The sequence below is a fragment of the Corynebacterium tuingiense genome, assembly GCF_046718165.1.
Classification (GTDB): Bacteria; Actinomycetota; Actinomycetes; order Mycobacteriales; family Mycobacteriaceae; genus Corynebacterium.
Window position 1 is genome coordinate 2,254,316 of the sequence record NZ_CP177101.1, and the last position, 20,125, is coordinate 2,274,440.

17 protein-coding genes and 2 pseudogenes are annotated in these 20,125 nt (G+C 55.4%); 7 read left to right on the forward strand and 12 right to left on the reverse strand.

Annotated features, from left to right (window positions below; genetic code table 11):
* Window positions 1–68 precede the first annotated feature (68 nt).
* Entirely contained in the window at window positions 69–998 is a 930-nt protein-coding gene (locus ACLI1T_RS10675; RefSeq protein ID WP_411702656.1) for an alpha/beta hydrolase, read from the reverse strand.
* Between the two features lie 226 nt (window positions 999–1,224).
* Here ACLI1T_RS10675 and ACLI1T_RS10680 point away from each other — a divergent pair.
* Together ACLI1T_RS10680 and ACLI1T_RS10685 are read left to right on the forward strand one after the other, a co-directional pair.
* Window positions 1,225–2,462 (forward strand): IS3 family transposase gene (locus tag ACLI1T_RS10680; protein WP_411702657.1). Its coding sequence is split into 2 segments (ribosomal slippage): window positions 1,225–1,552 and window positions 1,552–2,462, totalling 1,239 coding nucleotides; the frame shifts between segments, so codons are not numbered across the junction.
* Between the two features lie 528 nt (window positions 2,463–2,990).
* The gene (locus ACLI1T_RS10685) at window positions 2,991–4,205 is read left to right on the forward strand and encodes an IS110 family transposase (RefSeq protein WP_411702658.1); all 1,215 of its coding nucleotides are present in this window, start codon (window positions 2,991–2,993) and stop codon (window positions 4,203–4,205) included.
* Window positions 4,206–4,443: 238 nt separating this feature from the next.
* Here ACLI1T_RS10685 and ACLI1T_RS10690 read toward each other — a convergent pair whose 3' ends face one another.
* The 5 genes from ACLI1T_RS10690 to ACLI1T_RS10710 all read right to left on the reverse strand — a co-directional run bounded on the left by ACLI1T_RS10690 (window position 4,444) and on the right by ACLI1T_RS10710 (window position 6,944).
* Complete coding sequence (locus tag ACLI1T_RS10690) at window positions 4,444–4,872, reverse strand: DUF805 domain-containing protein (protein ID WP_349864417.1); 429 nt, start codon at window positions 4,870–4,872, stop codon at window positions 4,444–4,446.
* A 54-nt stretch (window positions 4,873–4,926) separates the two neighbouring features.
* The gene (locus ACLI1T_RS10695; RefSeq protein WP_349864414.1) at window positions 4,927–5,247 is read right to left on the reverse strand and encodes a DUF6355 family natural product biosynthesis protein; all 321 of its coding nucleotides are present in this window, start codon (window positions 5,245–5,247) and stop codon (window positions 4,927–4,929) included.
* A 3-nt stretch (window positions 5,248–5,250) separates the two neighbouring features.
* A complete protein-coding gene (locus ACLI1T_RS10700) occupies window positions 5,251–5,646 on the reverse strand; it encodes a DUF6355 family natural product biosynthesis protein (RefSeq protein ID WP_349864412.1) in 396 nt (131 codons plus the stop codon).
* A 419-nt stretch (window positions 5,647–6,065) separates the two neighbouring features.
* Window positions 6,066–6,224, reverse strand: coding sequence for a hypothetical protein (locus ACLI1T_RS10705; protein ID WP_349864409.1), 159 nt, complete (start codon window positions 6,222–6,224; stop codon window positions 6,066–6,068).
* Window positions 6,225–6,380: 156 nt separating this feature from the next.
* Complete coding sequence (locus tag ACLI1T_RS10710; RefSeq protein WP_349864420.1) at window positions 6,381–6,944, reverse strand: recombinase family protein; 564 nt, start codon at window positions 6,942–6,944, stop codon at window positions 6,381–6,383.
* A gap of 455 nt (window positions 6,945–7,399) precedes the next feature.
* On the opposite strand from ACLI1T_RS10710, the gene ACLI1T_RS10715 reads away from it, so the two are divergent.
* The 4 genes and pseudogenes from ACLI1T_RS10715 to ACLI1T_RS10730 all read left to right on the forward strand — a co-directional run bounded on the left by ACLI1T_RS10715 (window position 7,400) and on the right by ACLI1T_RS10730 (window position 11,449).
* Window positions 7,400–7,636, forward strand: a complete 237-nt coding sequence (locus tag ACLI1T_RS10715) for a hypothetical protein (protein ID WP_411702659.1) — start codon at window positions 7,400–7,402, stop codon at window positions 7,634–7,636.
* 433 nt (window positions 7,637–8,069) lie between these two features.
* A pseudogene (locus tag ACLI1T_RS10720) lies at window positions 8,070–9,172 on the forward strand (IS3 family transposase); the annotation flags it as partial.
* 114 nt (window positions 9,173–9,286) lie between these two features.
* Window positions 9,287–10,503: pseudogene (locus tag ACLI1T_RS10725) on the forward strand (IS3 family transposase).
* A gap of 31 nt (window positions 10,504–10,534) precedes the next feature.
* Complete coding sequence (locus tag ACLI1T_RS10730; protein ID WP_411702660.1) at window positions 10,535–11,449, forward strand: IS30 family transposase; 915 nt, start codon at window positions 10,535–10,537, stop codon at window positions 11,447–11,449.
* 21 nt (window positions 11,450–11,470) lie between these two features.
* Here the strand turns inward: ACLI1T_RS10730 and ACLI1T_RS10735 are convergent, their stop codons facing one another.
* Both ACLI1T_RS10735 and glf read right to left on the reverse strand, forming a co-directional pair.
* Window positions 11,471–11,671 (reverse strand): hypothetical protein, encoded by a 201-nt coding sequence (locus ACLI1T_RS10735; RefSeq protein WP_349863974.1) that lies wholly within the window; start codon window positions 11,669–11,671, stop codon window positions 11,471–11,473.
* Window positions 11,672–11,734: 63 nt separating this feature from the next.
* Window positions 11,735–12,931, reverse strand: coding sequence for a UDP-galactopyranose mutase (glf, locus tag ACLI1T_RS10740; protein ID WP_349863977.1), 1,197 nt, complete (start codon window positions 12,929–12,931; stop codon window positions 11,735–11,737).
* A gap of 158 nt (window positions 12,932–13,089) precedes the next feature.
* On the opposite strand from glf, the gene ACLI1T_RS10745 reads away from it, so the two are divergent.
* A complete protein-coding gene (locus ACLI1T_RS10745) occupies window positions 13,090–14,991 on the forward strand; it encodes an N-acetylmuramoyl-L-alanine amidase (RefSeq protein WP_411702661.1) in 1,902 nt (633 codons plus the stop codon).
* Window positions 14,992–15,010: 19 nt separating this feature from the next.
* On the opposite strand, the gene ACLI1T_RS10750 is transcribed toward ACLI1T_RS10745, so the two are convergent.
* Genes ACLI1T_RS10750 through ACLI1T_RS10765 form a run of 4 tightly spaced genes read right to left on the reverse strand, consistent with a single transcriptional unit; the run spans window position 15,011 to window position 19,915 of the window.
* Window positions 15,011–15,841, reverse strand: coding sequence for an HAD family hydrolase (locus tag ACLI1T_RS10750; RefSeq protein ID WP_411702662.1), 831 nt, complete (start codon window positions 15,839–15,841; stop codon window positions 15,011–15,013).
* A gap of 22 nt (window positions 15,842–15,863) precedes the next feature.
* Window positions 15,864–17,411 (reverse strand): glycerol kinase GlpK, encoded by a 1,548-nt coding sequence (gene glpK, locus ACLI1T_RS10755; RefSeq protein WP_023024332.1) that lies wholly within the window; start codon window positions 17,409–17,411, stop codon window positions 15,864–15,866.
* Window positions 17,412–17,440: 29 nt separating this feature from the next.
* On the reverse strand, window positions 17,441–18,178 hold the full coding sequence (locus ACLI1T_RS10760) for an MIP/aquaporin family protein (protein WP_411702663.1): 738 nt from the start codon (window positions 18,176–18,178) through the stop codon (window positions 17,441–17,443).
* A gap of 12 nt (window positions 18,179–18,190) precedes the next feature.
* Window positions 18,191–19,915, reverse strand: a complete 1,725-nt coding sequence (locus tag ACLI1T_RS10765) for a glycerol-3-phosphate dehydrogenase/oxidase (RefSeq protein ID WP_034659536.1) — start codon at window positions 19,913–19,915, stop codon at window positions 18,191–18,193.
* Window positions 19,916–20,125: the final 210 nt, after the last annotated feature.

A 20,125-nucleotide genomic window follows, 5' to 3' on the forward strand; every position in this document is an offset into this window, starting at 1 on the left:
GTGTTGTGTTGAGTGTTGTGTTGAGTGCTCACACCGAGATTTCTATTAACTCGGACAGATCGCGGCCTTTAGCCTTGGCCTCGCAGCGCACGCTTTAATTCGCTGCCAATACTGGTGCGCGCAATCAATGCATCCGAAATGATCCCGCCCATCTGGACGAACGGATGGACTTGGCCCTTAAATTCGATAGAGCTCACTACATTTCCCGCATTGAGCATCCGCCCAACGTAGTCACTTGCTTCAGAGACCAACGGATCAAGTTCACCGGTAATCACCGTCGCTGGAGGCAGCCCCGCCAGATCGCCATTCCTGCCGGGAGACATACGAATATCCGTGCGGTCTGCAGCGCCAGCATAAGAATCATAAAAATAGTTAAGGCGCCGCCGGGTGAGGTAATAGACATCGCTAAAATCCGCATGGGATTGCGTGTCAAAGGTGGATAAAACCATGACGGGGTAAATCAGCACCTGATGCGCCAGCTGATCGCGCAGTTCTTGTGCGATCACCGCTGCGATATTGCCGCCGGCGCTGTCTCCTCCCACGGCAACGCGCGTTGGATCGATGCCTATCCCCAATTCTCCTTGCAGCACCCCGTCTACCACCGCACGGCAATCATCTAGTGGTGCTGGGAAGGGGTGCTCCGGCGCACGGCGATAATGCACGCTGATACAGAGGATTCCCGACTCTGCGGCAATATCACGCACGGTTGTATCCGTGGTTTCTAAATCCCCCAGCACCCAGCCGCCGCCGTGGAAGAAGATGAAGGCAGGCGCTGCTGGTGGGGCATCGGCAAGCGCGGGCTCCTGTGGCACATAAACCCGCACCGTGACACCGCGCACCGAGGTCTCGTACACGGATACCATCGGGGTTTTCTTGCCCCAAGCCGCTGCCGTCTTCTGCTGGGCGGCGCGGTTTTCTTCAGGAGTACGCGTGTCCAGCTGTGGGGCATCCCTGTTCAGGTCGAGGAATTTTTGGGCTTCGGGCTGAATAAACACCATAAAAATACTTTCCAGTGCTGCATCTATTGGGCAATGCAAGCACTCATAATAGCTCTTGGATTCTAGTGGTCGTGGAAACACCTGACATGGGTTAGGTGATTGTGTGAAGTCGAAATGGGTTCCGGATTCTGCTGTTGTGGCGCGGTTTGCGTCGTTGGACCTGACCCCCTGGTGGTGGACACCTTGAAACCAGCATCTCGCTGGGGAAGTGAGGTACCTTTCCACCATGCCACGCAAGACCTACACCGAGCAGTTCAAGCGCGACGCAGTCTCGTTGTACGAGTCGACCCCCGGAGCAACGCTCAACGCGATCGCCTCCGATCTCGGGGTCAACCGCAACTCCCTGCGCACCTGGCTCGACGCCTTCGGCACCGGCACCAAAACCAACGCCAACGGTGAAAAAGTCGCCAGCCCCATTGCCGCAGCCAACAGCGCACGCACGCCTGCTGAAGGACTCTCCGACGCCGAACGCATCCGCGTGCTGGAACGCGAAAACGCCAAGCTCCGGGAGGAGCGAGAGATCCTCCGCAAGGCGGCCAAATATTTCGCGGAAGAGACGAACTGGTGAACCGCTTCCGGTTCGTTGATGACAACCGAGGCCTCTACGAGGTCAAGCGGTTATGTGAGGTTTTGAAGATCAACCGGTCCTCGTATTACAAATGGAAATCTGCTGCTCCTGCCCGCCGGCGACGCGTCCTTGACGACGCGGTGCTGGGAGCGAGGATCAAGGCCGTGTTCACGGCCGAGAACGGTTGTTACGGGGCGAAACGCGTGACGGCGGCCATCAATTCCGATCCAGCCAACGACGCCCTTTTCAATCACAAGCGCACCGCTAGGTTGATGCGCCAGATGGGCCTGTTCGGCTACACCAAAAAACGCCGGGTGAAGACCACCGTGTCTGCGAAACGGGCTCCGAAGTTGCCCGACCTGCTGAAACGCCGGTTCACCGCGGAGAAACCGAACACCATCTACGTCGGCGATATCACGTACCTGCCGATCGCGGACGGGTCGAATATGTACCTGGCAACCGTCATCGACTGCTATTCGCGGCAGTTGACCGGTTTCGCGATCGCCGACCACATGTGCACGGAGTTGGTCGAAGAAGCTCTCACGATGGCCCACGGGGTCCGAGGCAACCTTGACGGGGCGATTTTCCACTCCGATCATGGCAGCGTCTATACCTCTGGGCAATACCGGAAGCTGTGTGAACGATTCGGTGTCACCCAGTCGATGGGAGCAATCGGGACGAGCGCGGACAACTCGTTGGCGGAGTCGTTCAACGCCACGCTGAAACGGGAAGTCCTTCAGGACGAGTCCGTTTTCCCAAGTCAGTTCGTGTGTCGTCGGGACGTGTTCCGGTGGTGCACGCGCTACAACACCAAGCGCTTGCACTCGTGGTGCGGCTATTGCTCGCCGAACGCCTTCGAAGCCGCCGGATCAGCTACACTTACTATCGCATCTTGATTAAATCCCCGTGTCCACTTTCCGGGGTTCGGGCCCACCCCCGCATCATCGAGCGCCAACTCTAGCGGGGGTCCAAAAACAAAACGACACCGACCGTGTCGGTTAAGACTTTACCACTTCCATACGGACAGTGAACAAAGCACAACACGGGCGGTGTCGATAATCCGAAAGGAGACTAAGGCACCATGCAGCCCATTACGTTCTAAGTAGTTCCACCGGAGGGCTCCGAGGATTCATTTCGTAGTCACCTAATCGGGGCGGGTTATGTTTACTCCGTTCCCTCATTCCCTTCGGGACTGGAGGAACTAGTCGCTGGCTTCGGTATGGCTCTTATTCGCCCTGTTAAGAAAATGATCCGGGGGGTGATGCCGCCGAAGACAGTGACATACTCCAACTGCTAATAGGAACCTGATCCACGCCACTAGTTGGTGTGAGATCTCAAAGTAATGTGGATGCCAGCACGAAGTATGTCCGACCAACCCCAGCGACGAAGCAAATTACCGCTTTTCTATCGCAAGGAGTACCACCATGACATACCGCTATGTCATCGGCATGGACGTCGGCAAATACTTCCACCACGCCTGCGTCCTGGATGAACACGGCACCCAAGTCCTGTCCAAGCAAGTCAACCAACACGAAACATCTCTACGGGACCTATTTGCCTCATTCATCGGCAAAGTCGACCAGTCCCACGACGTGTTAGTTGTCGTTGACCAACCCAACAACATCGGCCGACTCACCGTCGCTATCGCCCAATCCATGGGCACTACCGTGCGCTACCTACCGGGGCTAGCGATGCGCCAACTCTCACGTATCCATGTCGGCAATGCCAAAACAGATGTCCGCGACGCCTACGTTATCGCCCATGCCGGGCTGACCCTGCCGGAATCACTGCGCATGGTTGACCGTGTCGATGAAGTCTTCCTCAAACTCAAGATCCTTAACGGTATTGATGAGGATCTCGCCAGGGCATACACCCGACTGATTAACCAAATGCGCTCAGCACTGGTCGGAACCTACCCTGAGTTCGAACGAGTTCTGCGCGGGCAGGTCATCCACCGCACATGGATACTTCAACTACTCGCCAAGTATGGCGGACCCACCAAGATCCGCAGACTCGGCAAAGCCAGAGTCAACGTCTTTACTAGACGCCATCGGGCACGGAATCCAGAAACCATCGTTGAAGCCATGTTCGCAGCGTTTACCAGCCAAACAGTGCAGATACCTGGGTCGGAATACGCCGAACTCGGTGTTGCGATGTCAGCCGCTGATGCTCTTGCGAAAAAGGAGCACCGCAAGGAAATCGAGGACCAAGTACTCGCCCTGATTCAAGACATTCCTCACACCGAGATTCTGCTGTCGATGCCGGGCATCGGGCCGAAATCTGCAGGACAGATCCTTATGGCTGTGGGAGATATGTCGGATTTTCCGTCTGCTGCACATGTGGCGTCGTACGCAGGTCTGTCGCCTAGGACAAATCAGTCGGGCACATCCATTATGTCCAACAGTCTGAACCGAGCCGGCAACAAAAAATTAAAGAACGCTCTATGGCAATCGTCTTTTGCATCGATCAGATTCCACGAACGTTCACGGCAATTCTACGAACGAAAGCGAAAAGAAGGCAAGAGACACAACGCCGCAGTCGTCGCCTTATCCCGCAGACGGCTCAATGTCTTATTCGCCATGATGCGCAACGGAGAGCTCTACCGCGAGAACGCACCGGAGGTCATCGCAGCAGCATAAAGCCACAGATACAAAAGCCGACTGGGCAAACCCCAGTCGGCCCCTCAGCGTGCCGCTAATCAGACAGAGTCAAGCACCGCGGTCACCCCTGAAAACTCCACCCACGGACTTGACTAACTAGATAGGAACACCCCCCGACAGGTTGGAGGAACTGACCAAAAATCAGGTCAGTCTCTCCTTTATCCTTAAAGACTTCCGTAACCACACACCTGAGTGCTTACGATTGCCAGACTTTCCTTTAAGTCGATCGTGCTTCCTTTTGGCTTGAAGGCGACACCTTCTTCTGGAAAAAGAGATGACGTTTGTCATCACTTGAGGGAAGAAGGGTCATGATCATTAAAGGGATAGTTCCCACTATGGGGATAAAAAATAATACAACTAGAATTCCGGAGAATCCCGCATCTTGCAGCCGTCTCGATAGCAACGCAAGAAAAGGCAGAAAAACGATTGCTGCTATCACTTCTTCTAGCGATACTCCATGAAAATCACCTAAATGATTATCGAGCATGCTGACGAAGAATGAACCAATAGTCAATAAGAAAAAAATCCACCAGTATTCACTTCTAGAGGCTGACCCTTTAAAAGCAAAATATCTCAAGAAAAACCGTGACACGGCCTGCTGCGGAGACGCCCCATGCAGGGCCTGGTAGGAAGATTGCTTATCCATAATAAAACCTCTTTCCGCTAAAAGAATACTTTAGGGAAGGAGATTTCCTACCCCTTAACAACTACCGATCTCGTCTGCCCCAACCAAAGCTCCTAAGTTCGGGTTTACGGTTAGCCGGGTTTCGCCAGGCCCTACACACCTATCCTCGGATGCGTAAAAATACTTAACTTTAATCTTTACTGGATGGTTTTTGCAGTTAGTGTAAACGGCCTCTTCGTATTTTCCATCGTCGCCTTTGCCGGCGATAGGGCTCCCCGTAGCTTTTCCCACGAAACCGCATACTGAAGCTGAAGCGATAGGGCTGACCGTCAACAAGCCTAGTGCTGTACATCCAGCAATAGCTGTCGAAAGTGCTTTACGAGTAATTTTTCCCATTATTTAGCACGCTCCAATCTTTGAAGCGCCGGAAATTTTCTTCCCTTCTCGAGTCGTGCCAAGTTGGGAATCTCCTGGGTTAACACAAACCTCGTAATCTCCACTTGCTGCATTAACCTTGATCTTTTCGTTTCCACCACTGCAATTTCCCCAGAATGCTGTTTCAACCCTGCCACCAGGAAAAGGAACAGTTACATCCACTACAGGAATAGTAACATCCCCCCAATTGTGTTCTCGGTTAATGTGCTCAGTGTGGTAGCCGCAAGTAGTCGCCGAAGCTTCAGGAGTTTCGCCAATCGTCACCATCCCAGCGAAAACAAGAGATAGTGCCCCCGTGCCGACGAGCATTCTTTTAATACCCGAACTTGCGATTGTAGTAGTTTTACTCAAACCTGACATGAAAACCTCCCTTAATTTCAAACAAATGAACCAGAGTGCAATCAACGCTCCATGTGACCTACACTATCCACAATCGGTTAGTTGAGTGAAGTATATAACGGAAAAGTTTTCCAAAACTTTATCGATGTTAACCTCCAATTAACTAAACGCCCTGCAGGTCACTAAATACGCCAACCACTAACGTCCCCACGGTCGTTTGGGTATACATGGCCAATTCGTAAGCGAGTCAAAACCATTACCTCCCATCTGCACTACCGCTTAATGACAGGGAACATGCTCAACAAACTTTTCAGGCGAGAAGTCACCAAGATTAGGCATTAAATCCTCGACCAGGCCGCCACATGGGGAATACCCAACAAGACCACCGTCACGCTCCACCAATACACGCGACCCCACTGACCTATAAAGGCACGTCAGAGCTACTGAAGTGTAATGGCTGTAAAAATGACCCAGGCCAGCAGCATGAACACGATGAACAGGCCTGCGACGGCACCCCACGTGATCGAACGACTCATGACATAAATCGCGATGAACGCGGGCAGGGACAGAAACCCTTCCAAAAGTAAGAAAATCATCACGCTTGTAGGATCGCAGGCTCGTGTGCACATTCCCCGCCATCAGCGACAACCCCGTTCCCGAGAGCTAGCGATAATGGGGCTCTACCGGGAGTAATAATTCCCATAGCAGTACAAATAGCAAGTGGTATAGCAATAGGCACTGGGGACGCGTCGGCCTTATTGGTTGAGGTATTTATACAGTGTGGTGCGCCCTATCCCGAGGCGGCGGGCAACCTCTGCTTTCGGAATCCCCTCGCTCACCCACTCGCGCGCCTGCATTATTTGTTCCTCGTTGAGGACTTTCGCACGCCCCTTATAAACACCGCGCGCCTTGGCTTTGGCGATGCCTTCGGCTTGGCGCTCGCGAATAATCGCGCGTTCAAACTCCGCCACCGACCCGAGTAGGCCGAGCATGAGCTTGGCCACCGGCGTCGAATCCTGCGAATATACCTGCCCCTCTTTGAGAAACTTGACGGATACTCCACGTTCGGTGAGTTCATCGACCAGGCGGTGGAGATCGATAAGGGAACGGGCAAGCCTGTCCATACTCACCACAATGAGTTGATCGCCGGCACGCACATAATTAAGCGCCCCATCTAAGCCGGGGCACTTAGTGGACGAACCACTCACCGTGTCGGTGAAGATGCGGAAGACTTTTTCCTTCTTCAACGCCGCCAACTGTCGGTCGAGATTCTGGTCTTTGGAACTAACACGCGCGTAGCCGATTTTTTGGCCCGTAATCACCTCTGATTGTTCGGAAATATCTAGAGGTAGTGACGGTTCTGTTTCATTGGTCATGAACCCACCCTAGCGAACAGTGGGTTAAACGCGGTGGATGTAATTCCTAAACTGTTCACTTAGGGTGCACCCTTGACGTAATCTCAAACCTTTTGACGGGAAGATAATCTTCCTGCGTCCATCCTCCGGGGTTGTAGCATTAGGGTGGAAAAGAAAAGATTCTAATCTTGTTAGATATACGCAATAAATCTCTAGAGTCTCAATGCGAGCTGTGTTATCGTGCGCAGTGAGTCACACTTGGCCCAAAACTGTAGAAAGGTTGAATTTTGTCACTAAAGAAGTCCACACTAAAGCGTACTCCAATAATTGCAGCGCTTTCCGCTACACTGCTTTTCTCATCTGCATATGTGCCTTCAGCCCATGCTGACGGTGCGAATGGGTTCAATGGAATGAACTGCATGAATTCATTCGGCTGCACTAACATACCGCAAGAAATTCTTGATAAGCAGGCTCCACCAAACGTGGAAGCAAGGAAAGCTTGGGCTCGGTGCTATGCCAACATGCTCTCGGCAGGTGTCCCCGCAGCAAAGGGTGCTTCCATCCTTAAGGGGCTCACTAAGGCTGGTGGTGCTGCCAGCCTAGCAGCTTTCGCTGGTTGCGACTTCGATAAAATGATGCAGGAGGAGCACCATTAATGAATCCTAAAATAGGAAAACAGCTTCCGGCATTAATATGCTCCATATTGGCTATGGTTCTTGGAATTATCGTTTCTGACGCAAAGCTAGCACTGTCGATCATAGGTGTTATATTGCTTTTCACGGCGATTCCAGAACTAATAAAAGCAATGCGGGAACGAAAGCATCACCCAAAGAAAGCGAACGCTACTCATGTATGACTAGTGCATCTAGTCTATTGAATAACGTCTGCTCTATGAGGGGCAGTAATGGCAGTGGCCGCCCCTGTACTGGGTGGTAAGTACAGGGGCGTAAAAGCAAGATACGCAAGACTATGACATCAAAAGTCCAGCGCTCAAAGAACGATATTAAGTGAGCACTAGGACCTGACCCCTTTTTGGTGGACACCTGATATCCGGCCCAGTCGGGCTGGGAAGAAAGGTAATCTACCATCATGTCCAGGTACTCCGAACAGTTCAAACGCGATGCCGTGGCCCTCTACGAAAACAATGAGGACCTCTCACTGAACTCAGCATCAGCAGAGCTTGGCATCAACCGTGCCTCGCTGCATTCATGGGTCAAGAAGTACGGCACCGGCAAACGTGCGCGTATAAAAGCCATGCAGGATAAAGCCCAAGCGGCGAATGATTCCGAACGGATCCGCCAGTTAGAAAAAGAGGTCTCTAAGCTGCGCGAAGAACGTGACATCCTGCGTAAGGCTGCTAAATATTTTGTTTAAAGCAGACTCACGGGAGTTCTGTTTCCAGTGTGTCTATGACCACCGAACCGAATTCTCGGTCAAGCGGATGTGCCATGTGTTAAAGCTGAATCGGTCCTCGTTTTATAAGTGGGTCCAAACCCGTAAAAATCGCAGGTTAAAGATGTATTCTGATGCTGTTATTGGTGCAAGGATCGCAACCATCTTTGATGATGAGCTTGGTCTCTACGGCGCTAAACGCATCGCTGCAAGCCTTAAAGCCGATACGAGCTTTGGCCCGATAAATCACAAGAAAGTCGCACGAATCATGAAAGCCATGGGACTTCAAAGGCTTTACCAAACGCCGCCGATGTGTCACTACCAGGCGCAAGCCTGGCCACCGCGTCATGCCGGACTTAGTAGGCCGTAAATTCACCGCTGACAGGCCAAACCACGTCTATGTAGGCGACATCACCTACCTGCCGTGTAAGGGTGGCAAGAACATGTACCTTGCCACGGTCATCGACGTCTACTCTCGCAAACTTGTCGGTCATGCACTCGCGGATCACATGCGGGTATCGCTGGTTATCGAGGCTTTGTCTCATGCCAGAAAGGTCCGCGGAAGCCTTAAAGGGGCAATTTTCCATTCTGATCATGGCAGTGTGTACACCTCACAGGCGTTTGGGGACCACTGCGCCCGGTTTGGTGTGCGTCAATCCATGGGAGCAGTGGGAACGAGTGCTGATAACGCCTTAGCAGAATCCTTTAACGCCACCTTAAAGCGTGAAGTACTGCGTGATAGGAAACTCTTTGAAAGTCCAATCAGCTGCCGCCAGGAAATCTTCCGGTGGTGCATGCGCTAAAACACGCGCAGGCGGCACTCCTGGTGCAGCCTTCTAGCCCCCGATGACTTCTGAGGTTACCCTCGTTTAGTGGACACCCTATTTGTGCGGATCGTGTGTCCGTAGGAGAGGATGTTCATTGTGAGTCAACAACGCCAGAAATACACGCCGGAGTACCGGCGTGAAGCCGCGAACCTGGTAATCGAGTCAGAACGCCCAATTGCTCATGTAGCGAAAGAAATTGGTGTCGCACCAGGCCTTTTAGGCCGATGGGTAAAAATGAGCGTCAACGCCGAGGATCTTCCGATGGATTAAGCGAGGCTGATCTTCGTGCTGAGAATGCTCGCCTTCGCCGTGAGCTGGCAGAAGCCAAGATGGATAACGAGTTTTTGTCACAAGCGACAGCCTTCTTCGCTTTGAGGCAACGCGAACAGAAAAGTTCGAATTAATGCAGCCAGAGCAAGGCTAACTACAGCATCAAGCGCATGGCACGCCTTTTGAAGGTATCTCGGTCTGGATACTACAAATGGACCCATATACAGCAGCAACGCTTAACTGGTAAGGATGATCGTGCATCATTTTACGATGATGTTAATCGCAAGATTCATCAGATTTGGAAAGACTCCGATGAGGTCTATGGTGCTCCGCGGATCACCGCAGAGCTAGGTGAGCGCTACCAGATCAGTGTGAATCGCAAGACTGTGGCCAAGCGGATGCGTCTGATGGGCATTGAAGGGATTTCACCGCGTGCTTTTGTGCCGGTGACAACGATTCAATCTAAGCGTAAATCTGCTCTTCCTGACCTGGTAAAGCGCATGTTTGATACCGGTGAGCTCAATCGAGTATGGATGTCGGACATTACCTACCTGCGCACCGGCGAGGGCTGGTTGTACTTATGCGCAGTTCGCGACGGTCATTCCCGCAGGGTACTGGGCTGGGCTATGGATAGCGTGCAAGATACATACCTGGTCGAACGAGCGCTGCGGATGGCACATACACTGCGTAGTGATGTTCCTGAGGGGCTGGTGTTTCACGCTGACCGGGGAACGCAATTTACCAGCGAGCAGCTCTGGGACATGTGCCGCAACCTAGGGGTTGCTCAGTCGGTAGGGCGCACTGGGGTGTGTTTCGATAACGCGATGGCCGAGTCGTTCTGGTCGACGCTTAAGACCGAGTTCTACGACCGGAAACGCTGGGCAACCCGCGATACTGCGCGTCAGGCTGTGGCTTACTGGATTGAAGTAGTCTACAACCGTCGGCGCCGGCACTCCGCCCTTGGGATGGTCAGCCCTGTCGATTTCGAAAGTCACATCACCCAAACCAGAAACGAAGAAAAAATCGCTGCCTAACCGCTAGGTAGCTCCACTACGTGTCCACGATTTGCGGGCAACCCCATCGTCAATTCAGCGTGAAGTACGCAGAAACCACAGCGCCCAAGGCCCGTATCCAGCCCAGTTAAAGGCTTGTGCGCGTAGACTGCGGCCGAAAATACCGAAACTGCTGGCCAACAAAAGGTTATGGGACTATGTATGCGCACAATTGCGGGCACAATGGTCACCGGAGGAGATTTCCAATCGCCTGCCCATCGACTACCCCACGGATAAGGACATGCGCATTAGTCACGAAACGATTTATGACGCCTTTTATCTACAGCCCAAAGGAAGACTCAAAGACCTCGGCCTGGACTTGCCTACCGGCAGAAAGAAACGCAAGAAACGCCACACACGCACCACCACACCGGCCCAGCAACGCTTCGTTGACGACATGATCCTCATCGACGACCGGCCAGAAGAGGTTACTGAACGTATTTTGCCAGGCCACTGGGAAGGCGACCTCATCCTTGGTAAAAATAACCAATCCGCGGTTATCACGTTAGTAGAACGCGTCAGCCGATTTGTTGTCCTTGGCCACCTGCCAGGCAGGCACACCAGCAAAGAAGTATTCACAGCCCTGCACAAGGCTGTCGCTGGAATCGATAAAGCACTCTGGTCATCAATTACCTGGGACCAAGGAAGCGAAATGGCAGGCCATAAAGCCTTTACCATGGCAACTGACATTCCCATCTACTTCTGCCATCCAGGATCACCGTGGGAACGCGGCAGCAACGAAAACACCAACGGCAGGCTCAGGAGAAACCTTCCCAAAAACAGCGACCTGTCCATCTACAGCGCCGAGGACCTGGAGATGATCGCCAACATACACAACCACAAACCACGCAAAGCACTCAACTGGCGCACCCCAGCCGAAGTCATGACCAACGCCCTGACACAAACCGGTAGTATCACACCAAAGTAACCATCATCGTTGCAACGACCCCTAGAATCCAAGAGCTGGGTTGAATAGCGGAAAGGCCCGCCGGGTGTTCCGGCAGGCCTTCTTTGCTTGCTGCTTTTTCTTATCGGGAATGCGCGTTGCGCGGCTGCGCAGTTTCAGATGTTCCTGGAGCCGCTCCGGAGACATCTTCCACATGCTGCGGTCCGCGTGCCCGGGCTTGGTGTATTTCTTGCGTTGAGCCATGCCGTCACCTCCTAACCTGTGAGGTGACTAAGTATAGCGTGCCCAGGGAGACATTAGCAGCTCTTAGTGCCCGCGCTCTTGCTCGATGGCCTTGCCCTCGTTCCAGAAGGGCACGAGCTTGTTATCGAATAGGGACAGCGCGGCGCCGATGGCCATGTGCATATCCAAGTACTGATAGGTGCCCAAGCGGCCGCCGAATAACACCTTGTTTTCCTTGGCTTCTTGGGCGGCTAGTTTGCGGTACGCCTCCAGCTTGGAGCGATCCTCCGGGGTATTGATGGGGTAATACGGCTCATCGCCCTTATCGGCAAAGCGCGAGTACTCCTTCATGATGACCGTCTTATCGGAGGGGTAACGGTCCTTGCGCTCTGGGTGGAAGTGGCGGAACTCGTGGATGCGGGTGAAGTCCACATCGGCATCGTTGTAGTTCATCACCGGGGTGCCCTGGAAGTCACCGGTATCGAGGACCTCGAGGTCGAAGTCCAGGGTGCGCCAGCCGAGTTCGCCTTCGGCGAAGTCAAAGTAGCGGTCCAGCGGGCCGGTGTAGATAACGGGGGCGTCCGGGGACTCGGAGCGCAGATCCTCGCGAACGTCGAACCAATCGGTATCCAGGCGGACCTCGATGTTTTCATGATCCGCCATGTTTTCTAGCCACGCCGCATAGCCATCGACGGGCAGGCCTTCGTAGGTGTCGTTGAAGTAGCGGTTATTGAAGGTATAGCGCACCGGCAGGCGGGTGATATTGCTGGCCGGCAGTTCCTTGGGGTCGGTCTGCCACTGCTTGGCGGTGTAGTCGCGGATGAACGCCTCATAGAGCGGGCGTCCGATAAGCGCGATGGCCTTTTCCTCCAGGTTTTTGGCCTCATCCGCAGAGAATTCGCCGGCCTGGTCTTTGATCAGTTCGCGGGCTTCATCGGGCGAGTAGTACCGGCCGAAGAATTGGTTGATAAGCCCCAGCCCCATGGGGAATTGGTAGGCCGTGCCATCGTGCATGGCAAAGACGCGGTGCTGGTAGTCGGTGAAATCGGTGAACTGGTTGCAGTACTCCCACACGCGCTTATTGGAGGTGTGGAAGAGGTGCGCGCCGTATTTGTGCACTTCAATTCCGGTGGTGGGTTCCGCCTCGGAATAGGCATTGCCGCCCAGGTGCTCGCGGCGCTCGACGATGAGCACCTTCTTTCCCAGCTGGCTAGCGGCCCTTTCCGCAACGGTCAGGCCAAAGAATCCGGAACCAACAACGATGAGGTCATAAGAAGTCATGGCTCCCACTTTATTGCACTCCAGCGAGGAACACGGGTCATCGGCGTGTCGCAACAAGATTCACAGTTGTCACACTCGTAGCATCACTATCAACCGTTAACTTTTGGCAACCGTTTTTACAGCTACATCGGCACCTAACTCAACCCAGGGAGAATAGAGTGAAGCAACGACGTCGACTAGTCCCCACGAGGTCACCGTGGTCCACACCCGTCATCGCGACGGTTTCCTCCATCGCCCTCGTCATGGCGGCCGCATTCGGCGGCCAGCAGGTCCTTAAAACCCAGGACTCCGGTTCTGGCGGACCTATCGAGGTAAAAAACGCCTCTGAAAGCTTTAGCAACGCCGACTCCGTCGTCGTTGATGATCCCGCCGTGGCAGCGCAAGGCGATGGCGAGGGCCCGCGTGCCGTCAAGCACTTCCACCGCGACGAGCCGTTTAACATGTTCGCCGTGACCTGGGAAGGCAAGCGCGACGTACACTCCTTCGTCCGCTCCAAGCAGGAGGACGGCTCCTGGAGCGAGTGGTTCGATATGGATGCCATGAACTACGGCGACGGCAAGAACGGTACCGAGCTTATTTACGTGGGCGATACCAACGATGTGCAGGTATCCATGGCCAATGTGGACCTCGTAACCGGTTCCAACCTGGATGACGATGCTGAGTTGCCCGATAAAGCAGCAGGCGCTGCGGATGCCAACCGCGCCGCCTCCCAGCCTTCTAACGTCGGCGATATCGCCCCTGTAGCTGATGAGAACAATACCGACCGCGCCACCGTGTCGGACCTGGATGCCGTCTTTATGGACGGCAATGCCCAAGAAGGCCAAGTCATCGAGCCTACTGCCGCCACCGATGGCATGCCAAAGGTAGTGTCCCGCTCTGGGTGGGGCGCCGATGAATCCAAGCGCTGCCAACAGCCCACCTACGATGACGGCATCAAGGCGATGACGCTGCACCACACCGCGGGCTCCAATAACTACACCCCGGCACAGGCCGCCGCGCAGGTTCGCGCTGCCTACGAGTACCACGCCCAGAACCTAGGCTGGTGCGATATTGGATACAACGTGCTCGTGGATAAGTTCGGCACCATCTACGAAGGCCGCTACGGCGGACTCGACAAGGCCGTCCAGGGCGCCCATGTTGGTGGCTTCAACTCCCACAACTGGGGAATCTCCATGATTGGCAACTACGAAAATGAGGAGCCATCAGAAAAGATGCTGAACTCGGTGGCTGAAATTGCCGGGTGGAAGGCAGCGATCTCTGGCATCGATCCCACGGGCACCGCTACCCTGACCTCTGGTGGCTTTGGCGGCTCCAAATTTCCAGCCGGTGCGCAGGCAACTGTGCCTGCCTTCAGCGGTCACAATGATTTCCACTACACCCAGTGCCCGGGTCGCTACACCACTCAGCACTGGGAAGAGATCCGTAAGAACACCAAAAAGAAGTATGACGCTGTTAAGGCTGGCGGTAACTCCACAGCAATGAACTGGGATAAGAAGTCGCCATCGAGTACTGGCGATCATTCCACCTCGGGAGATACTACCTCTTCCATCGCTGGTGTCGATGTCCCAGTATCGACAATCGAGTCCTTGGCTGGCATCGCCGCCGCCGTGTTCGGCGTCCTAGTTGCCAATGACCGGGTAGCACAGCCGGATGCTGATAAGAAGGTGGCCGGTGACCTGACCGCCGGCGATATTCCGAATATCGTCAACAAGGTTGTGCAGCTTTCTAATAACGAAGGCCTCAAGGAATCCTGGACCTCCGTCCTGAACGCCTTTGGACCCGTCTTGGGTCTCGCCGTTGGCGGACCGGACACTACCGATTCCGGCAAGATTATGTACCAGCTCTTCAAAAACGGTGTGGTCCTCTCTTCTGAGGACTCTGGTGCAAAGGCCTTGACCGGAGAGATTGCCAAGAAGTGGGCGGAAGGCGATAACGCTTCCAAGCTAGGGCTGCCCACCACAAACGAGATGAAAGACGGCAAGGAGATCCGCGTCCAGTTCCAGGGCGGCGAGATTGTCTACAACATGGATACCGAAAAGGTAGACATTTACACCGACTAGCCTCCCCGTGGAGCGGGAGTTAGAACCAGCGCTCCAAAACCTTCGCCACGCCCGCTTGGTGGTTGGCCACGGTGACCGCATCAGCGGCCGCCTTCACCGCCGGGAGGGCGTTTTCCATTGCCACCCCGCAACCGGCCCAGGTGAGCATCTCAATATCGTTGGGCATATCCCCAAAAGCAATGGTCTCTTCCTGCGCTATCCCATGCTGATTGGCCAACCACTCCACGCCGCGGCGCTTGGTGACGTTGGGGGCCGCGACCTCTAATACACCCTCCTGCATGGAATAGGTAATATGCGCCAGCTCCGGATCAATATGGGGAGCAATCAAGTCGTAGAGTTCCGGTGCGGAATAATTCGTATTGCGGATAAGCAGCTTAACCACTGGCTGTGCCGCCAACTCGCCCACGCTGACCACGCCAAAGCCCTCAAAGAGGGCATTTTCGGAGTAGTGAGGGTCGACCACGAAGAGCTGATCGGGGGCATCGGCAAGCGAACCGCCCGCCCGCTCTGCGCCAAAGCCAACCGCGCCGAGGACGCGCTGCGCAACTGTCACCACCTCTTCTAGCGCGTCTGGATAAAGTTCCCGCGCGGATAGCACGCGGTCTTCCGCGGAATCATAGAGCACCGCCCCATTTGAGGTCACGCATACCGGGCGCACCGTGAGCTGCTCCAGCACCGGCTCTATCCAGCGAAAGGGCCTGCCGGTGGACAAAGCAAAATAAGCACCCTGCTGCACCGCCCGCGCCACTGCGTCGCGGTTGCGACGCGGGACGCGATGATTGCGGTCCAGCAGGGTGCCGTCAATATCACTCGCGATGAGCCGAGGGGCCCGGGTAGGGAAAGTATCCATACCCGCGAGTTTACTTCAGGACTTAGAAGTCCAACTCATCCTCATCGGAGTCTTCCCAGTTCAAGGAACGCTTGATAGCGCGCTTCCATTCACCGTAGAGGTAATCCACCTCTTCTTGCTCCATCTTGGGCTTGAATACGGTGAGGTCACCGCGCTGGGTATCCAGGATGCTGAGGTCTTCCCAGAAGCCATTGTCCAAACCGGCAGCAACAGCGGCGCCGGTTGCGGTGGTCTCAATGTTCTTCGGGCGGTGTACCTCAACGCCCAAGATGTCAGCCTGGAATTGCATGAGCAGCTCGTTGGTGGTCATGCCACCATCCACGCGCAGCTCGGTGATTTCCACACCGGAGTCCGCCACCATGGCATCTGCCACATCGCGGGTCTGGTAAGCGGTTGCCTCGAGGACGGCGCGGGCCAGGTGTCCACGGTTGGCAAAGCGGGTCAGGCCCACGATGACGCCGCGGGCATCGGGACGCCAGTGCGGGGCGAAGAGGCCGGAGAACGCCGGAACAATGTAAACGCCACCATTGTCCTTGGTCTCCCGAGCCAGGTTCTCAATGGCAGAGGAATTAGGAATGAGCTGCAGGTTATCGCGCAGCCACTGCACCAAGGAGCCACCCATGGATACGGAGCCTTCCAGTGCGTATACGGGGCGCTCGCCCTCGCGCTGGAAGCAGACGGTGGTCAGCAGACCGTTATCGGAGAACTTCGGGGTGGTACCGGTGTTCAGCAGCAGGAAGAGGCCAGTGCCGTAGGTGTTCTTCGCGGAACCAGCACGGAAGCAGCCTTGACCGAACATAGCGGACTGTTGGTCCCCCAGGATGGCGCGAATAGGTACGCCGGCGAGGGAACCGCGCTCCCGAACGGTACGGAAATCACCCAGGGACGGGCGAATCTCCGGCAGCATGGACATCGGGATGCCCATTTCCTTGCACAGTTCTTCGTCCCACTCCAGCTTTTCGATGTCCATGAGGAGCGTACGCGAAGCGTTCGTCACGTCCGTTGCGTGCAGCGCTTCCATATCGCCGTCTCCCTCGGCACCGCCGGTCAGGTTCCACAGCAGCCAGGAGTCAATGGTGCCGAAGAGCAATTCGCCCTTTTCAGCGCGCTCGCGGACGCCATCGACATTGTCGAGGATCCACTTAACCTTCGGGCCGGCGGGGTAGGAATTGATCAGCAGGCCGGTGCGGCGGCGCCACTTATCCGGACCCTCTTCACCAGCCAGTTCCTTACAGATAGCGGAGGTGCGGGTGTCCTGCCAGACGATGGCGTTGTAAACGGGCTCGCCAGTGTCCTTATCCCACACAACGGTGGTTTCGCGCTGGTTGGTGATACCGACGGAGTCGATATCTTCTACTGTTATATCGCCATTGGCCAAAGCCTCCCCCACAGCACGGCGGGTGTTGCTCCAGATCTCCTGCGGGTCGTGTTCTACCCAACCCTTTTCTGGGAAGATCTGCTCGTGCTCGAGCTGGCCCACGGATACCTGATCGCCATCGTGGTCGAAGATGATGCAGCGGGTTGAGGTGGTTCCCTGGTCAATAGCTGCGACGTATTTCTTATCACTCATGTGTCTAATTTCTCCTGTTTAGGGTTGGATTAAAGCGCAATGGACAGTAGACCAACGGCGACGGCTGAAAGCAGCGGGCCAACAATCGGCACCCAAGCATAGCCCCAATTAGCGCTGCCCTTGTCCTTAATGGGCAGGACGAAGGCGTACATCAAGCGTGGACCCAAGTCACGGACCGGGTTGATGGCGTATCCCGTAGGCGTACCCAGGGACAGACCAACGGCGACAACAACGAACGCCACACCGAAGTAGCTCAGTGGTCCCAGCTCGCCGCCGGCAGGGCCGAAGGCGATGAACATCAACAATACGGAGGTGGCGATGAACTCGGTTACCGTATTCCAGCCATTGTGTGGGTGAGCGGGGGCGGTGAAGAAGATACCCGCTGTTTCAGAATTGGCACCGGTGACATTGCCCTCTTCGTCGTAGTTATTCGCGTCGAAGAGCTGCTTGAATGCGGCCCAAGCCAGAAAGGCACCGAACATAGCGCCCAGGATTTGGCCCAGCACGTAGAACGGAACCAAGTTCCATTCGAGCGAACCATTGAGTGCGAGCATGAGCGTTACCGCAGGGTTCAAGTGACCGCCGGTTGGGTCAGCGACGCTGGCGCCGACGAAGACGCCCATGCCCCAACCCAAGGCGATGACAATCCAGTCGGAGCCACGGGCACCCGAAGTGCGGAGGTTTACCAGCGCACACACGCCGTTACCAAGAAGCATCAGCAACGTGGTGCCGATAAACTCCCACAAAAATGCGTCAGATCCAGCCATTAGCGCCTCCCCTTATCCTTGAGTCTCGGTCGGACGAGCGGAGCCAGCGCGGACCAGAATGTCGTTAGCTTCGCGGTCGGTTACTGCTGCCTCGGCAGCCAGCTCGGCCTCGGTGTGCTTGGTGAAGGTATCCACCTCGAGCTGCTTGTCATCCTCGCTCCAATCCAGCAGCGGAGCAACGAAGTCCGCAACAGCAGGAGCTGCGTTGACGCCACGGTCACCGAACTCGATGGCAACGCGGAGGCGACGGGTCAAGATATCGTCCAAGTGCAGCGCACCCTCGTGGGTGACGGCGTAGCGCACTTCAGCCCAGAGGTAGGACTCTGCGCCAGGAACGGGCTCGAGCAAGGACTCATCATCCTGCGCAGGAGCCAGAACCTCGCCCAAAAGCGATCCGTAGCGGCCAAGCAGGTGCTCGATGAAATCCTCGCTCAAGTTGTAGCGGCGGGCCAGGGTAGGAATCTGGTTAGCCAGTGCGTGGTAGCCGGCAGCACCCAGGATCGGGGTGTGCTCGGTAATGGACTCCGGCACCTTGCCGCCGAGTTCTTCCACGGCCAGGTCAACTGCATCCTTACCGATGACGCGGTAGGTGGTGTACTTGCCACCGGCAACGGACACCATACCCGGGGCCACGCGAGCCACGGCGTGGTTGCGGGACAGGTTGGTGGTGGAATCGGACTTACCGGACAGCAGCGGGCGCAGGCCGGAGTAGACACCGACGATGTCATCGCGGGTGATCTGGCGGCGCACGCGCTGGTTGACCTGATCCAGGATGTAGTCAATATCCGCCTTGGTGGGGGCGGGATCCGGCAAGGATAGGCCCTTTTCCCAGTCGGTATCGGTGGTACCGATGATCCAGTAATCGCCCCAAGGAATGACGAAGAGGACGGACTTTTCGGTCACGAAGCACAGGGCTGCTTCTGCATCCAGGGCATCCTTTGGCACGACGATGTGCACACCCTTGGAAGCGTGAACAGTGAACTTGCCTTCCACGCCGGCCAGCTCCTGGATCTTGTCGTTCCAGACACCGGTGGCGTTGATGAAGACCTTACCGCGCACGGTGGCCTCGCGGCCGGTGGCGGTATCGCGGACCTTAGCGCCAACGACGCGGCCACCGCGGTCCTTATCAAAGCCGATGACCTCGGTATTGGTGCGCACATCGGCGCCGTACTCAGCGGCGCTGCGCAGCACGGTCATGGTGTGGCGGGCATCGTCCACCAAGGTGTCGTAGTAACGCACACCGCCAACGATGGCGTCTTCCTTCAGGCCCGGGGTGACCTTGAGGGCGCCCTTGCGGGTGAGGTGCTTTTGCATTGGCACGCTCTTTGCGCCACCCATGAGGTCATAAAGGGTAAAGCCGCCGAACATCATGACGCGCTCCCATACGTGGTGGGTGAGCGGGAAGATGAACTTCAGCGGCTTGACTAGGTGGGGGGCCAACGTGGACATGTTGAGCTCGCGCTCCTTCAGGGACTCTGCCACGAGGCGGAAGTCAAACATTGCAAGGTAGCGCAGGCCACCATGGAACATCTTGGAAGAGCGGGAAGAGGTACCTGCGGCGAAGTCGCGGGACTCCAGCACTGCGGTCTTCAAACCGCGGGTTGCTGCATCCAGTGCCGCGCCGGCACCTACGGAGCCACCACCGATGATGACGACGTCGTAGTCCTCATCCGCGTAGCCATTCCACACATTTTCAAAATATTCGGGGTTAAAGGATTGATTGCTTTGCTGGGTCATTAGAGACCGCATCTCCTTCCTTGGTGCTCATGTGTGCTTGCTCCGACAAACAATGAATGAGATGGCGTAAGCACAGCTAAAAGCAAGTTTTGGATGATTCATGATGGCGACTATTGCACTCTAAAAAGTAGAGTCAATATCTCCTACCTCCTATGCTAGAGGTCACCGGGTAAACATTCACTAGAGGTTTCTCACACGTAACTTCCGGCC